The organism is Nonomuraea sp. NPDC051941 (assembly GCF_044593615.1).
The window spans coordinates 1-13,716 of sequence record NZ_JBIUCF010000075.1; the positions used below are offsets into that span (position 1 = coordinate 1).

Sequence of the window (13,716 nt, forward strand, 5' to 3'; positions counted from 1 at the left end):
TGGACCACGTACACGACCTCCCAGCTCTGGGTGAGCTACCGGCGCGGCCCGCTCGGTGGGCGCGGGCGCAAGCCCCGCCCCGGCGACCGCATCGGTGACCTGGCCTGCGAACGCCCCGACGGCAACCGCACCCGATTGAACGCCGAGCTGCGCGGGAAGTGGGCCGTGCTCGGCGATCAGGCCACCTTCGAGGCAGCCCGGCAGCGGCTCGGTGACCAGGTGGTCAGCCTCCGCGCGGTCGGTCACGCCGACGGGCCCGCTATGCTTGTGCGCCCGGACGCCCATCTGGCCTGCAAAGGCGGCCCCGCCGAGTTCGCCCGCTGGCTGGAGGGAGCCCTGCGATGACCGCCACCCGAGGGCGCGGTCGCCCCCGCGACCCCGAGACCGACGCCGCCATCCTGCGCGCAGGGCTGGAGCTGTTCATCGAGCGCGGCGTGGAAGCGGCCAGCATCGAGCAGATCGCCAAACGGGCCGGGGTCGGCAAGCTGACCATCTACCGGCGCTGGAGCACCAAAGAAGACCTCATCGCCCAGGCCATCGAGCAGTCGGTCAGCTCCGAGGTCACTCCCTCGCTCGACGATCTTCACGCCCTCACCTCGCGCGAGATCATCGAACGCGCCCTCCCCGCGGCCGCGCAGATGGCCGCCAGCCCCGGCTTCCGCGCCCTGGTGGCCAGGATCATGGGCTCTGCCGTCAGCCACCCCTCGCTGATGGCCACGTACTGGACGCACTACATCCTGCCCCGCCGCAAGCTGGCCGCGCTCCTGCTGGAGCGCGCCCAGCAGGACGGTACGGTGTCCGGCGACGCCGATCTGGACGTGCTCATCGACATGATGGCCGGCGCGGTGACCTACCGCGTGCTCCAGCCCGACCCACCCGACGCCGACGGCATGCTGCGCTACCTCACGTCCGTCTACCGGCAGATCGGCCTCTACCCACCCGCTCAAGGATCGTGACCGCGGCGGTGACACCGTCCTCGGCCGCGATGCGCCGGCCCAGCGACTCGGCGCGCTCGGCCAGCGCCTGGTCGGTGACCGCCACCCTGATCGCGGCGGCCAGCCCTTGCGAGGTCAGGTGGCGCTGCGGCTGAGGCGGGGGCGCGACACCGGCGGCGTGCATGCGGGCGGCCCAGAACGGCTGGTCGGCGACGAACGGGCACACCACTTGAGGACGTCCGGCGGTCAGGGCCGCACCGGTAGTACCGCTGCCGCCGTGGTGGACGATCGCCGCCATCTGAGGGAACAGCCAGCCGTGCGGCGCCTGGTCGAGAAGCAGCACGTTTTCGGGCAGGTCGTCTAGTTGAATGCCGCCCCAGCCGGAGACCAGCACCGCTCGCACGCCGGCCAGCCTGATCGCCTCGCGCACGACCCGGCCGACACGCCGCGGGTCGGCGCCCGCCATGCTGCCGAACCCGACGTAGACCGGCGGCGGCCCGCTCTCCAGGAAGGCCTTCAGCTCGCTTGTCGGTGTCCAATCGGCCGGTGTCGGCAGGTACCAGAACCCCGTGGTGTGCACCCACGACGGGTAGTCCAGCCGTGGGGGCAGCACCAGCTTGCTGAAGCCCTGCAGCACGGTGACCGGGCCCCCGTCCGGGGCGAGCAGGACGTCGTGCCGGCCCTTCCGCCTGGGCAGGTGCAGTGTGTCGCGCCGCAACTGGTCGGCGACGGCGGCGGAGGCGCGCCGCAGCAGGAGTCTGGTCGGCAGGTACGACGCCCGGTTCAGCGCCTTCGGCACCTTGAGCCCGGCCATCATCGGGTTGGGGAACGTGCCGGTCGGCACCCATACCGGCTGGAGCGCGGCCGGTACGGCGGGCACGCCCAGGCGCTCGGCGATGTGGTGGGCTGGGATGCCCGGTGGATGCACGATCACATCCGCCCCGTCCTTGGCCGCGGCGGCCATGTCGGCGAATACCTTGGCCATCAGCGGCTTGGTGCGCTTGATCACGGTGAGCGCTGTCTTCTTGCCGCGCAGGCCGCGGTAGTTGGTCTCGATCGCTTCGCGAATCTGCGGGTCGTCGATGAGTGTGTTCGGGCCGTCGTGCAGTGGGATGAACCGCAGCCCGTACGGCTCGGCCAGGGAGGCCGAGGCGGCCGGGGCACCCAGCACCGCCTCGTGCCCAGCGGCGCGCAGAGCGTGGGCCAGTGCCACATACGGTTGTACGTCGCCACGGGTGCCGTGGGTGAGGATGAGCGCCTTCACCGGTTTTCCTCATTCTGGAGGCGGGTGAGCACCCGCTGCTCTGCGGCCGGGTCGAACCAGGCGTCCGGGGCCGGGGCGTCGGGGCGCGGCTGGGGGTCACCTTCGGCCTGCAGCCATGCCCACGTGGCGGCGAGCGTTTCCCGCAGCGGTCGGCAGGTCAGGCCGACGGCGATGGCGGCGGCGACGTCGGCGTCGTGGATGCCAGTGGGCGCCGGGTCGTGCGGGTAGCGGAGGCCGAACTCCATCCCCAGCGGGAAGCCCACTTCCTGGAGCAGTTCCGGCGGCGCCCACAGGAGGCGGGCGTCGAACCCGGTCACTTCCAGCGCTGTCTGCAGCAGCTCGCCGATCGTGATCGCGGCGGGCGGTCCGGCCACGTTGAACGTGCCACCGACGCCGTTCTCGGCCGACGCCAGCATCCAGGCGGCCAGGTCCATGGCATCGATGTACTGCAGCGGCGTGCCGGTAGGTCCCGGCGCCACCACCGGGCCGCCCCTTTCCAGGCGGCGTAGCCACCACGGGATGCGGCCGACGTCTTCGTACGGGCCGAGGATCATGCCGGCCCTGGCCAGCAGAGCACGTTCACCGAACGCCTCGACCACGGCCAGTTCCCCGCCTCGCTTGGCGGCCGCGTAGTCGGCGGCCTCCTCGCTCGCCGGGTCACCGTCCACGAGCGGGGCGCTCTCGTCGGCGGCGGGTGGCCAGGGCCAGCGGTAGACGCCGCGGCTGGAGACGTACCCGTAATGCCCGGCTCGGTCGGCCAGCAGGCGGGCGGTGTCCCTGACCACGCATGGTGCCCAAGCCCAGGTGTCGATGATGGCGTCCCACTCCTGGCGGCCAAGTGCGGCCCGGACCGCTTCGGCATCCCTTCGGTCGGCGACCAGGCCACGGACGCCGGGCGCGGGCACGCGGCTCAGGCCGCGATTCAGCGTGGTCACCTCGTCGCCGCGTTCGAGCGCGGTTTCCACGACCGCACGGCCGACATGGTGAGTTCCGCCGAGAACCAGCAGTTTCATGACGCTCCTGAGAAGACGGGAAGCCAGATCGCCGAGGGGTGTTCGGGGTCGTGGAAGATCTCGTGGCTGGACGAGCGGAGCTCGCGCGCCTCCGCCGGCGGCTCGCCGGTGCCGGGGTTGCGACCGAAGCGGGGATGGGCAGCAATAGGGTCGTCCGGGCCGTGCTCGATCCATTCGCGGAACCAGGGGACGCCGTGTCCGGTCGGCGCCAGGTCGGCCTCGTTCAGGGGGAGCGTCAGCGTGGCCCGCCTCAGCTCGCGGGCGGCGGTGGCCATGGCCGGCAGTCGGCGCAGGCGTACACCGTCGGCTGCGGGGATCTCCAGATCGCGCTGTACCCGTACCGGATGCCGGTGTTCGGGACGGACGTCGAACAAGCGGCTGAGAGGAGTCATCGGGATCGCCTTCCGGGGTCGGCAGTGGTGTTCGCCGACCAGGCTTCCCGGCACTCCATCGCGCTCCTGACGGAGGTTGATAGTCGCAATATAGCGAAAGTTCGGAAATTTCTGAAGCCTTAGCAACACCGTTATCCTGATATGCGGGAGGTGTCGTGTGAACGACCAGAACGAGCGGTGGCAAGCGGCGGAACGCCTGGCGCTGGCACTTACAGCGGGCGGCCTGCAACGCATGTCCGCACGCACCCTGGCGATGTTCCTGTTCACCGACGCCGAGACGGTCACCATGGGCGACATCGCCGACCGGCTCAACGCCAGCGCGGGCTCGGTGTCGGGCGCGGTCAAAGCGCTGCTGTCGGTTGGCCTGATCGAGCGCCTGCCCGCCCCCGGCAGCCGCCGTGAGCACTACCGGTTGCGCGAGGATGCCTGGGCGACCCTGTTCACCGGCCAGAACACGATCATCGAGACCATGCTCCAGTCAGCCAGGAACGGGATGGACGCTACAGCTCCCGACGATCCGGCCCATCACCGACTGGTCCAGATGCACGACTTCTACCACTTCCTGCTCGGCGAAATTCCCGCCTTGCTGCAGCGCTGGAAGCAGGAACAGCACCGAGGCGACTGCTGAGGGCACGGCAAGCCGCCGACGTCACTGCCCGGGTCTCGCGAGGACGGCAGACGTTGCCCTGAGACGCAGGATCAGGGCAACGAGCACAGCCGCGATCCGGCAGCGACAGGGCCCGGCACGGCCACGCCGATGGAGGTAGGCTGGCCCCCAGGTGAGCCGGGAAGTCTGGTCGGCACGTCCATCCCATCGAACAAGGATGTGCGCATGGGTCCCGAACCCTGCTCGCCGACTGTCCCGTCATCGCGCCGGGTCCTCTCGCGTTCGAGACGATCGCGATGACGGGCCGGGACAGATCGTCAGATCCCTCTCACCTCGGCCACGCGGCACCCGCCATGACAGCCCAGCACCTCCACGACACGCGGACACCGGTCATCGAGGTCACCCATCTCAGCAAGCGCTATCGCGATGTGCCGGCCGTCGACGACGTCACCCTGCACGTGCGGCAGGGACAGATCTACGCTCTGCTCGGCCTCAACGGCGCCGGCAAGACGACGCTGATCCGCATGCTGCTCGGCATGATCGCACCCACCGGCGGCAGCGTGCGCGTCCTGGGCGCCGCCGTCTCGGCCGGCGACCGCTCTGCCTGGGCGCGGACCGGCTACCTGGTGGAGGCCGCCAGCGCCTATCCCGAGCTGACGGTGCGCGAGAACCTGGAGGTCATCCGACGGCTGCGCCGCCTGCCCGGCACCGCCGAAGAGATCATCGAACGGCTGGCGCTGGCCCCGTACGCCGAGCACCGCGCCCGCACCCTGTCGCTCGGCAACCTGCAACGCCTGGCCCTGGCCAAAGCCCTCATCCACGCCCCCGGCCTGCTCATCCTCGACGAACCCGTCAACGGCCTCGACCCCGCCGGAGTCGCCGAGATCCGCACCCTGCTCGCCGACCTCGCCCACCGGCACGGCACCACGGTGTTCCTGTCCAGCCACCTGCTGGCCGAGGTCGCCCGCCTGGCCACCCGCATCGGCATCCTGCACCACGGCCGCCTCATCGGCGAGCACGACGCCGGCCAACTGGACCACCACCGCCGCCGCCACCTGCACCTGGCCACCCGCGACGACGCCACCGCCCAGGCCGTGCTGCGCGCACACGGCTACCATCCCGAACCCGCCACGCCGACCGGCCTGATGCTCACCGACCAGCGCGCCCTGACCCAGCCGGAGCAGGTCGCCACCCTCCTCGTCCACGGCGGAGTGCCGCCCACCGAACTTCACCTGCACGAAGAGGACCTCGAAGCCTTCTTCCTGCGCACCGTCGGATCGAGCCCGCCGACCGAGACAGGGAATGGAACGGGGGCCGAGGATGCGTGAGGCGCTGTGGGCGGAACTCCTGAAGGTACGACGTAGCCGCCTGCCCTGGATCACCGCGCTGGCCATCACCATCGCCGCGCTGGTGTGCGGGATGTTCATGTTCATCCTGGCCGACCCCGCCCGCGCCCGGGCGTTCGGCCTGCTGGGCGGTAAGGCTCAATTGTCCGGTGCCAGCGCCGACTGGCACGGCTATCTCACCCTGCTCGCCCAGGCCGCCGCGGTGGGCGGCCTGGGCATCTACGGGCTGATCGCCATCTGGCTGTTCGGCCGCGAGTTCAGCGACCACACCGCCACCGACCTGCTCGCCTTACCCACCTCCCGCACCGCCCTCGTGGCCGCCAAGTTCACCATCGCCGCGATCTGGACACTGCTGCTGGCCCTCCTGCTCGCCGGGCTCGGCCTGTCGATCGGCACCCTGCTCGCCCTGCCCGGCTGGTCGGCGCCGACCGCGATCGACAGCGCCGCACGCATCGTGGCAACAGCCGCGCTGACCATGCTGACCACCACACCCCTGGCCCTGGCCGCCAGCATCGGTCGCGGCTACCTGAGCGCTGTCGGCGTCCTGTTCGCCCTCGTGTTCGCCGCCCAGGTCATCGCCGCGCTCGGTTACGGCGCCGTCTTCCCCTGGTCGGTGCCCGCCCTGTACGCCGGGATCACCGGACCGGACCAGGACCCGCCAGGCCCGCTCGGCCTGCTGCTGGTGGCGGCGACCGCAGCGACGGGCGCGGTCTCAACCGCCGCCTGGTGGAACCGCGCCGACCACACCCGCTCATGAGCTGTCACGATCCTTCATGTCGTTGCCACGGATCGCCGACCATGCTCCGGACCTGTGCCTTGAAACCGATCCGATATGACGTTTGCCGACTAAGGAGCCGTCTACGATTTGCCGGATCGGCCGGGGAACGACATGAGCTCCTCGGCCGTGATCCGTTCCAGTTGCTTGTGCCGGGTCTCCGGGCCGAAGGCGATGAGGGCGATCAGGGCCAGGGCCATCGGGATGACGCCGACGGCGGCGGTCACTCGAACGGACGGGATCGCGACGGCGGTGACCACCAGGGCCAGGATCAGCACCCCGCCGGCCTTGGTCGCTCCCGCCGACAGACCGCTGGTGCGGGCGCGGATCACGGTCGGGTAGATCTCCGCCGTGTACGCGGCGAGCACGGCGTTCAGGATGCTGATTCCCCATACCGGCACGACGAGCAGGACGTACAGCAGAGTGCGGTTGGCGGCCACCTGATCGCCCAGCAAGGCGAAGGCGGCCAGCGAGCCACCCATCACCGCGATCACGAGGATAATGGTCTTCTTGCTGCTCCAGAACCCGTACAGCAGCGCGATCGGCAGGCTGAGCGGGAACCCGATGATCGCGGCGTTGCGGAGGATCTCGCTCGCGTTCACCTCGGAGAAGCCGAGTCGCTGGAGGTTGGACGGCATCCACTGCTGGAAGCCGTACTGGGTGGTGCCGATGCTCAGGGCCAGCAGGATGACGACGACGGTCAGGCCGAGGAACGGCTTGCTGAAGGCCAGTCGGGAGCCGCCGCCCAGGTCCTGCTCGACGGCGAGCTCGGACGGCGTCTCGACGATGGCGGCGCCGTATTTGCGCATGACGGCCTGGGCCTCCTCGTCGCGGCCCTGCCTGATCAGGAAGCGTGGCGACTCCGGGATCCAGCGGTTCAGCAGCAGGAGGATGAGACCGGTGGGAAGGCCGATCAGCCACAGCAGGCGCCAGCCGAACTGGTCCGGTGCGGCCCAGGTGGAGGCCAGCCAGCTCACGATGATGTAGGCGCCGGCGATGTCGCTGCCGATGAGCACGATCATCCAGCCGCGATGTCTCCTCGGCACCGTCTCCGAGAGCAGCACGAAGGTGAGTGGCAGCATGCCGCCGACGCCGAGCCCCATGATGAGGCAGGTGACCAGGTTCATCCAGAATTCGGGCATGGTGCCGCACGTCGAGGTGGCGATGAAGATGATCGCCGCCAGCAGGATGGACGCCCGTCGGCCGATGCGATCGCCCAGCCAGCCCCAGATGAACGAGCCGATCATGGTGCCGGTGATGCCGGCCAGCGGGTAGAGGCCGATCGGCAGCGCGTCGGCCGTCGGGTTCAGCGGTCCGCGCAGCCCGTACTCCGCCGCGGCGCCGGGAGCGAGGAACGCGAAGGCGGTCGGTTTCATCACGTCGATCGTGATGGCGGCCGCCATGACCAGGAGCAGCCCGATGTGGGCGGGCCTGATCGGCGCGTCGTCGAGAGGGGTGATGCTCACCTTGCTCAGCTCGGACCGCTTGCCTCGGGACTTCGGGAACAGGCTGTAGGTGGTGATGCCGACGCCGATGAACAGCAGGACCATGCCGACGGCCATCTCGGTCGTCACGGGCATGCCGGCGAGGTGATAGCGCATGTCATGGGCCATGAAGTAGCTCGGCAGCTGTAACAGTACGCCGACCGTGGTGGTCGTCACGCCGGACCAGAACGCCAGCGGATGTTCGTACGAGGCAGATCTCACGTCAATGCCCTTCTGGCGGTTTCCGGCAGGGAATCGAGAACCGATGGTGGCTCGGCACCTCGGGGAGTTCATGCGCGCACGTCGGGAAGGCTCGCCCAAGCAGGGCACTGCGCAGGCTCATGAAAGCCGCCGCTGACGCTCCGGGACGTTCGGCCGATCCCCGGGCGCCCAGTTCGTAGACCTTGCGCGTCATCAAGGAGAGCTGCCCTTGGCTCGGGGTATCGCGGTCATCAGAAGGCGCTTGTCCGGTTTGCCGTTCGGTGACAGCGGCACCTCGTCGATGACGGTGACGGTCGCCGGCACGCATGCGTCGCCGAGCCGCTTGCGGACCAGCGTCCGCAGCGAGCCGAGGTCGGGGACCCGGCCCGCCACGGGCACCACGAAGGCGTGCGCCGCCTCGCCGGTGTCCTCGTCGGGGGCGCCGATCACGTACGCCTCCGCGATGTCGGGAGAGGTGGCCAGGGCTCGCTCGATCGGGCCGGCGTAGTAGAGGTTGGCGTTGACGATGATGACGTCCCGGGTCCGCCCAGCCAGGTACAGCCGCCCGTCCTCGTCGAAGTGGCCCAGGTCGCGGGTGCGCACCCACCCGTCGATGAATACCTCCGCGGTCTCTGTCGGTTCGGCCCAGTAGCCGATGGCCTGCGCGGGTGTGCGGACGTACAGCTCGCCGTCGACACCGGGCGGGACGGGCCGGCCGTCCGCGTCCCGGATCACGACGTCGATGACGTCGGGTGGGAACCCGACCGACGAGGGGACGTCCTGCGGCGTGGCCATGGAGATCGTGCCGGTCTCGGTCTGCCCGTAGCCCTGGAACACGACCGGGCCGAGCACGTCGAGTGCCTCTCGGAGCCGGGAGGCATCCAGCGGCGACCCGGACACCATGAGCGCCCGGAGGCTGCTCAGGTCGGCCGGGGCGGTGCGCTGGGCGGCGACGAGTTTGTACAGGCGAGGCACGGTGATGACGCTGGCGGACGCCCGATACTTGGTGATCGCGTCGGGGAACGCGGGCGGGTCGGCGACGACCATGGTCCCGCCCGCGGCGAGCGTGAGCACGCCGTACTCCATCATCACCTGGCTGCTCAGCGACCCGAACACGAGGTAGCGCTGCAGCCGGGAGGCCAGTTCGCGGATCGCCGGCGGCCACGCCCGCGGCCGGGCCGTCCACGCCGCGTTCATGGCGGCGTACGTCTGCGCGCACGCCTTCGGCGTGCCGGTGCTGCCGCTGGTGTAGACGAGCCGGGCGACGTCCTCCGGCCGACCCGACAGGCGCAGCGGACCGTCCTCGTCGGGCGCGGCCAGCAGCTCGGAGACGGTCAGCGTGCGCCGCGCGTGCTCCGGCCTGGTGGCCGCGTCGGTCACGACCGCGGTGACGTCCTGGCCGAGCACGTGGCGCAACTGTCCGTCGGACAGCCCTGGCCGCACGCCGACGACCCGGGCTCCCACGACGTAGCCGGCGATCGTCGCGGCGAACGCTTCCGGGGTGACGCCGAGCATCATGGCGAGGCCGTCCCCGGGCCCGATGGCCGTGGCGCGCAGCCCGGCCGCGATCCGCCGGACGAGGCCGAGCAGCTGCGCGCCGGTGACGATACGGTCACCGTGCTCGAAGACGGGCCGGCTCCCGGCCGCGACGAGGAGGTTCAGAACGGACCGCGGGTACGGCTCAGCCGGCGTCGGCAAGGCACTCCTTGACGAACACGGCCAGCGGCTGCTGGTGCACCGCCGGCAGGTTCCACTGGTTCTCCAGGTTCTCCGCGAGGTGGTGGACGCCGGCCGGCGCCCCGTCCCGGTAGTGCCGCACCACCGGGTGCAGGTAGCTCGCGTCGTGGGCGTTGACGGCGTCGTTCTCGACGACCCTCGGGACCGAGATGTCGAACGGGTCGACGGCGTCGTGATCCTTTCCGTACTCCAGGGTGACGACGAACATGTGCGAGGCGAGGCCGAGCCCGCCGCCGGCGACGTAGGCGACCGGTACCTCTTCCTGGTAGAGCGCGGTGGCGCCGTCCACGGTGACCAGGTCGCCGAGTACGCCGAACTGCTGCCAGAGCGCGGAGGAGCGGTTGACCCTGGCGATGATCGCGTCGCTGATCGCGTCCGGGGTGGGCTCGACCTGCTCGGCCGGCCAGGTCCCGCCGTGGTAGCGGGTGGTCAGGATCCGGTGCAGTGCGCGCACCCCGTAGCGGAAGCCGTGGATGAACCCGCTAGTGGCCTTCTTGAAGTCGCGTTGCTGGGTGAGCGTGCCGGCGAAATACAGATCGGGCACGTTGACCGACTCGTACGCCGGCGTCTGCTCCGGGAACCGGTCGTCGATGACCAGCGCGCGGCGGCAGCCGTCGTCGAACGCCGAGGCGTCGAACCGGAACCCGGTGCACACGATCACTCGGTCGTAGAACAGCTCGCGCAGGGCCTCCACGGTGCGGGCGTAGCGGAACATCACCCGGTAGCGGCCGTCATCGCGGCGTTCGATGCTCTCCACCGTGCCGTCGAGGACTGTGTTCTGGGACTTCAGCTGGTAGCTGTCGAGGAAGTTGTTGTTCACCGCGCGCAGGTGCCCGACGTAATGCGACTGCCAGGCCATCCTGACGGAGTGCGGCCCGGCGATGTGGATGACCGCGGCCTGCTCCATGAGCGCGTCGGCGGTCTCGAATCCCGAGTTGCCCTTGCCGATCACCAGGACCCGCTGGTCGGCGAAGGACGCCGGGTCGGTCTCGAACGTGTCGTAGCGTTCGCCGGTCTCGATGCCGGGGATCGGCGGGACGTACAGCTGGGAGACGCCGGTGGCCATGACCAGTCGCCGGCCCTGCCATGAGCGTCCACTGCGATCGGTGGCGGTGAACCCGTTGTCGTCCCGGCCGATCCGGACGACATCGGTGTCGTAGTGCACCCGGACGCCGGTCGCCGCCGCGTAGTCGGACAGGTAGCGCACGAGATCGTCGGCCTGCGGGAAGTACTTCTCGCTGTAGCGGGTGAACAGCAGCTCCGGATCGTCGCTCAGCAACGAGTTCCAGTCCATCCGCAGCCGCAGCTCCGGGTCCGCGTACCCGGTGTGCACCTTGTTGATGGAGATCAGCCGGCGGTGCCGCGGGAACCGGGTGAAGAAGGTGCCCGGTCCGGCTCCGCGTTCCAGGACGACATAGTCGTGACCGCCATGTTCGAGCAGTGCGGCGAGCTGCAGCCCGGCCGGTCCGGCACCGATGATCAGGTAGTCATGCGCCATGATCCGGAAGCTACGGACGAATTCTCAGAGGATTCTGAGAATCAGCTGTCTATGGTCCAGGCATGCCCGCCGTCGAAGGCACCATCAACCTCAGCGCTCCGTTGCGCTCAGCCGACCTGCACCGCGCCGCGACACCGGTGTCCGTCGTGGTCGACGCTGCCGTCCGCGACCGGGTCGAGCGCGGCCGTGACTTCCTCCGTGACGTGCTGCGGGAGGAGGAACGTCCGGTCTACGGCGCGACCACCGGCTTCGGTGCCCTGGTCGGGTTCGCCGGTCGGGAGGAGGAGGCGGACCAGTGTGACAACACCCTGGCCCACCTCGGTGCCGGGCAGGGGCCGGATCTGGCCCATGAGGTGAGCCGGGCCGCGCTTCTCGTGCGCGTGTGGTCGCTCGCGCAGGGGGTGTCCGGGGTTTCGGCGCACGTGGTCGACGGGCTCGCCGCGATGTTCGCGACGACGTTCGTCCCGGCGATCCCCCGGTACGGTTCGGTCGGCGCGAGCGGGGATCTGATCCCGCTCGCCTATGCCACTCAGGCACTGCGTGGCCGGGGACAGGCGTATCTCGACGGCTCGCGGATGCCCGCGGCCGAGGCGCTCCACCATGCCGGGCTGACCCCGTTGACGCTCGACGGCCGGGACGCCCTCGCGCTCGTCAACGGCACCTCTCTCACCACCGCCGCGACCGCCCTGGCCCTGGACAGCGTCCGGTCCTCGCACCGCGCGGTGCAGGCGCTCACCTGTCTGCTGGTCGATCTGCTCAGCTGTGACCCGGGCTTCCTCAACCCGCGCTTACTCGACGCCTATGGCCATCCCGGCGCGGTCGACGTCGCCGACGGCATGCGCAAGACCCTTGCCGGGATCGTCCCGGCCGGCACACGTGCGCTGCAGGAGCCGTACAGCATCCGCTGCTCCCCGCAGTTGCTGGGCGCCGCCGAGGATGCCCTGCGGTACGTGGACGGTGTCGTCGCGGCCGACCTGTCCAGCGTCAGCGACAACCCGCTGTTCTTCCCCGACGACGACCTGGTGGTGCATGGCGGCAACTTCTTCGGGCAGCCGGCCGCGTTCGCCGCCGATGTCCTGGCGATGGTCACCGCTCAGCTCGGCAACCTCGCCGAGCGGCAGCTCGACCTCCTCGTCGACCCGGCCCGCAATGGCGGCCTGCCCCCGATGCTCGCCGCCGGACCCGGCCGCCAGCACGGGATGCAGGGGGTGCAGCTCGCCACGACCGCGTTCGTCGCCGAGATCCGCCGCGCCGCCGTGCCGGCCGGCATGCAGAGCCTGCCGACCAACCTGCACAACCAGGACGTGGTGCCGTTCGGCACCCAGGCCGCCCTTCGCGCCTACGACATGGCCGACCTGCTGCGGCTGCTCTGCGGGTCGCTGGCGGTGGGGCTGCGGCAGGCGGCGCACGTCGGCGCCCGCCGCCCCACGGCTCCGGGCTGCGCGGCGCTCCTCGACGCCCTGGTCGAGGCGATCCCTGCGGTCGATCCCGACCGCCCGCTGGACGCCGATGTCCGCAAGGCCGCCGAACTGCTCACCGCGATACTCCCCTGAATGAAACAACCGCTGGGATCTCACCCAGTTTCCGGATAGACGGGTCTATTCGCCTGAGTTTTCGCCGGGCGGTGAACACTCGCTGACGGCGATCTGGTCAGGGGTGTGCCACAACCTGCAGGTGCCATAGACCCGGTAATGGGGTTGACCTGCCGTCTCCAACTGGTCGCCTGTGGTCGGTCGTGACGCTGGGCACGATACTGCGCCGGCACGCTGACCTGATACGAGATCAGCCCCAACAGTTCCTCATCGGGTAGCGAGCCATCGAGGCCGCGGTGTTCCAGTGCCGTTTGTTGAGATGGTGGCCCGGCGCGATCGCGGTATAGCGAGCACGCGCATCGGCGGCCGGCTCGGGATCACATTTGAGGCTGACGCCCAGGCGGAGGCCCCAAGAGCTCTGCTGCTAAGCCTGCGGCCGGCTGATGTTGACCATCCACGACACGCCGAACTTGTCGACGCACATGCCGAACTCGTCGCCCCAGGCCTGCTTCTGCATGGGCATCGTGACCGTCCCGCCCGCGGACAGCTTCTCCCAGTAGCCGCGCAGGAGGTCGGCGTCGTCGCCGCTGAGACTCAATGAAGAGCCCGCCATGGGCTGGTATGGCATGTCGCTGGTGATGTCGCTGGCCATGATCGTGTAACCGGCGTCGGTCTCCAGCATCGCATGCATGGTCCGGTCGGCGTCCGGTGAGTCCGTGGCGCCGAACTCGGCGAAGGTGTTGAGAGCGAGGTTGCCGCCGAACACGTTCGCGTAGAACTCCATCGCCTGGCGGGCGTTGCCGTTGAACGTGAGGTACGGGTTGAGCCGTGAGGACATGATTCCTCCTGGAGCTGCGTGTTATGGACGTAGCCCGGTCAGTCGAGGTGAAGCAGGTGAGGACCACGCTAACGCCTCGCAGGTCAGGCACGGA

The 13,716-nt window shown here is 69.9% G+C and carries 13 protein-coding genes and 1 pseudogene; 6 read left to right on the forward strand and 8 right to left on the reverse strand.

Features of this window, described 5'->3' with window-relative positions; genetic code table 11:
- Together ACIHFD_RS62115 and ACIHFD_RS62120 are read left to right on the forward strand one after the other, a co-directional pair.
- Positions 1 to 345, forward strand: a pseudogene (locus ACIHFD_RS62115) (oxygenase); the annotation flags it as partial.
- Positions 342 to 956, forward strand: a complete 615-nt coding sequence (locus ACIHFD_RS62120) for a TetR/AcrR family transcriptional regulator (protein ID WP_397374982.1) — start codon at positions 342 to 344, stop codon at positions 954 to 956. The pseudogene ACIHFD_RS62115 and the gene ACIHFD_RS62120, both read left to right, overlap by 4 nt.
- Here ACIHFD_RS62120 and ACIHFD_RS62125 read toward each other — a convergent pair.
- From ACIHFD_RS62125 to ACIHFD_RS62135, 3 genes are read right to left on the reverse strand one after another with little or no spacing between them, the layout of a single operon-like run.
- Positions 904 to 2,199 carry a glycosyltransferase gene (locus tag ACIHFD_RS62125; RefSeq protein WP_397374983.1) on the reverse strand — a complete coding sequence of 432 codons (1,296 nt, stop codon included), beginning with the start codon at positions 2,197 to 2,199 and terminating at the stop codon, positions 904 to 906. The two genes, ACIHFD_RS62120 and ACIHFD_RS62125, sit on opposite strands and share 53 nt — an antisense overlap.
- Entirely contained in the window at positions 2,196 to 3,212 is a 1,017-nt protein-coding gene (locus ACIHFD_RS62130; protein WP_397374984.1) for an NAD-dependent epimerase/dehydratase family protein, read from the reverse strand. Before ACIHFD_RS62130 ends, ACIHFD_RS62125 begins: the two co-directional genes overlap by 4 nt.
- Positions 3,209 to 3,604 carry a hypothetical protein gene (locus ACIHFD_RS62135; protein WP_397374985.1) on the reverse strand — a complete coding sequence of 132 codons (396 nt, stop codon included), beginning with the start codon at positions 3,602 to 3,604 and terminating at the stop codon, positions 3,209 to 3,211. The genes ACIHFD_RS62130 and ACIHFD_RS62135 overlap by 4 nt, the downstream gene beginning before the upstream one ends.
- A gap of 157 nt (positions 3,605 to 3,761) precedes the next feature.
- Here ACIHFD_RS62135 and ACIHFD_RS62140 point away from each other — a divergent pair, with 157 nt between their 5' ends.
- The 3 genes from ACIHFD_RS62140 to ACIHFD_RS62150 all read left to right on the forward strand — a co-directional run bounded on the left by ACIHFD_RS62140 (position 3,762) and on the right by ACIHFD_RS62150 (position 6,314).
- Complete coding sequence (locus ACIHFD_RS62140; protein WP_397374986.1) at positions 3,762 to 4,232, forward strand: GbsR/MarR family transcriptional regulator; 471 nt, start codon at positions 3,762 to 3,764, stop codon at positions 4,230 to 4,232.
- A gap of 332 nt (positions 4,233 to 4,564) precedes the next feature.
- On the forward strand, positions 4,565 to 5,539 hold the full coding sequence (locus ACIHFD_RS62145) for an ABC transporter ATP-binding protein (protein WP_397374987.1): 975 nt from the start codon (positions 4,565 to 4,567) through the stop codon (positions 5,537 to 5,539).
- Positions 5,532 to 6,314: an ABC transporter permease gene (locus tag ACIHFD_RS62150; protein ID WP_397374988.1), complete on the forward strand. Its 783-nt coding sequence runs from the start codon at positions 5,532 to 5,534 to the stop codon at positions 6,312 to 6,314. Before ACIHFD_RS62145 ends, ACIHFD_RS62150 begins: the two co-directional genes overlap by 8 nt.
- A gap of 101 nt (positions 6,315 to 6,415) precedes the next feature.
- On the opposite strand, the gene ACIHFD_RS62155 is transcribed toward ACIHFD_RS62150, so the two are convergent.
- The 3 genes from ACIHFD_RS62155 to ACIHFD_RS62165 all read right to left on the reverse strand — a co-directional run bounded on the left by ACIHFD_RS62155 (position 6,416) and on the right by ACIHFD_RS62165 (position 11,252).
- The gene (locus ACIHFD_RS62155; RefSeq protein ID WP_397374989.1) at positions 6,416 to 8,038 is read right to left on the reverse strand and encodes an MFS transporter; all 1,623 of its coding nucleotides are present in this window, start codon (positions 8,036 to 8,038) and stop codon (positions 6,416 to 6,418) included.
- A 192-nt stretch (positions 8,039 to 8,230) separates the two neighbouring features.
- Positions 8,231 to 9,715 carry a class I adenylate-forming enzyme family protein gene (locus ACIHFD_RS62160; RefSeq protein ID WP_397374990.1) on the reverse strand — a complete coding sequence of 495 codons (1,485 nt, stop codon included), beginning with the start codon at positions 9,713 to 9,715 and terminating at the stop codon, positions 8,231 to 8,233.
- Positions 9,699 to 11,252, reverse strand: coding sequence for an NAD(P)-binding domain-containing protein (locus ACIHFD_RS62165; RefSeq protein WP_397374991.1), 1,554 nt, complete (start codon positions 11,250 to 11,252; stop codon positions 9,699 to 9,701). Before ACIHFD_RS62165 ends, ACIHFD_RS62160 begins: the two co-directional genes overlap by 17 nt.
- A 62-nt stretch (positions 11,253 to 11,314) precedes the next feature.
- Between ACIHFD_RS62165 and ACIHFD_RS62170 the strand changes: the two genes are divergently transcribed.
- Complete coding sequence (locus ACIHFD_RS62170; RefSeq protein ID WP_397374992.1) at positions 11,315 to 12,805, forward strand: aromatic amino acid ammonia-lyase; 1,491 nt, start codon at positions 11,315 to 11,317, stop codon at positions 12,803 to 12,805.
- Between the two features lie 229 nt (positions 12,806 to 13,034).
- On the opposite strand, the gene ACIHFD_RS62175 is transcribed toward ACIHFD_RS62170, so the two are convergent.
- Together ACIHFD_RS62175 and ACIHFD_RS62180 are read right to left on the reverse strand one after the other, a co-directional pair.
- The gene (locus ACIHFD_RS62175; protein WP_397375024.1) at positions 13,035 to 13,184 is read right to left on the reverse strand and encodes an MmcQ/YjbR family DNA-binding protein; all 150 of its coding nucleotides are present in this window, start codon (positions 13,182 to 13,184) and stop codon (positions 13,035 to 13,037) included.
- Between the two features lie 24 nt (positions 13,185 to 13,208).
- Positions 13,209 to 13,622, reverse strand: a complete 414-nt coding sequence (locus ACIHFD_RS62180) for a VOC family protein (protein ID WP_397374993.1) — start codon at positions 13,620 to 13,622, stop codon at positions 13,209 to 13,211.
- Between the last annotated feature and the right edge of the window lie 94 nt (positions 13,623 to 13,716).

Excerpts from the sequence above, each read along its gene's own strand:
- ACIHFD_RS62120 (WP_397374982.1), top strand. The coding sequence starts at position 342 with ATGACCGCCACCCGAGGGCGCGGTCGCCCCCGCGACCCCGAGACCGAC.
- ACIHFD_RS62130 (WP_397374984.1), bottom strand. The coding sequence starts at position 3,212 with ATGAAACTGCTGGTTCTCGGCGGAACTCACCATGTCGGCCGTGCGGTC.
- ACIHFD_RS62135 (WP_397374985.1), bottom strand. The coding sequence starts at position 3,604 with ATGACTCCTCTCAGCCGCTTGTTCGACGTCCGTCCCGAACACCGGCAT.
- ACIHFD_RS62145 (WP_397374987.1), top strand. The coding sequence starts at position 4,565 with ATGACAGCCCAGCACCTCCACGACACGCGGACACCGGTCATCGAGGTC.
- ACIHFD_RS62150 (WP_397374988.1), top strand. The coding sequence starts at position 5,532 with ATGCGTGAGGCGCTGTGGGCGGAACTCCTGAAGGTACGACGTAGCCGC.
- ACIHFD_RS62165 (WP_397374991.1), bottom strand. The coding sequence starts at position 11,252 with ATGGCGCATGACTACCTGATCATCGGTGCCGGACCGGCCGGGCTGCAG.
- ACIHFD_RS62170 (WP_397374992.1), top strand. The coding sequence starts at position 11,315 with ATGCCCGCCGTCGAAGGCACCATCAACCTCAGCGCTCCGTTGCGCTCA.
- ACIHFD_RS62180 (WP_397374993.1), bottom strand. The coding sequence starts at position 13,622 with ATGTCCTCACGGCTCAACCCGTACCTCACGTTCAACGGCAACGCCCGC.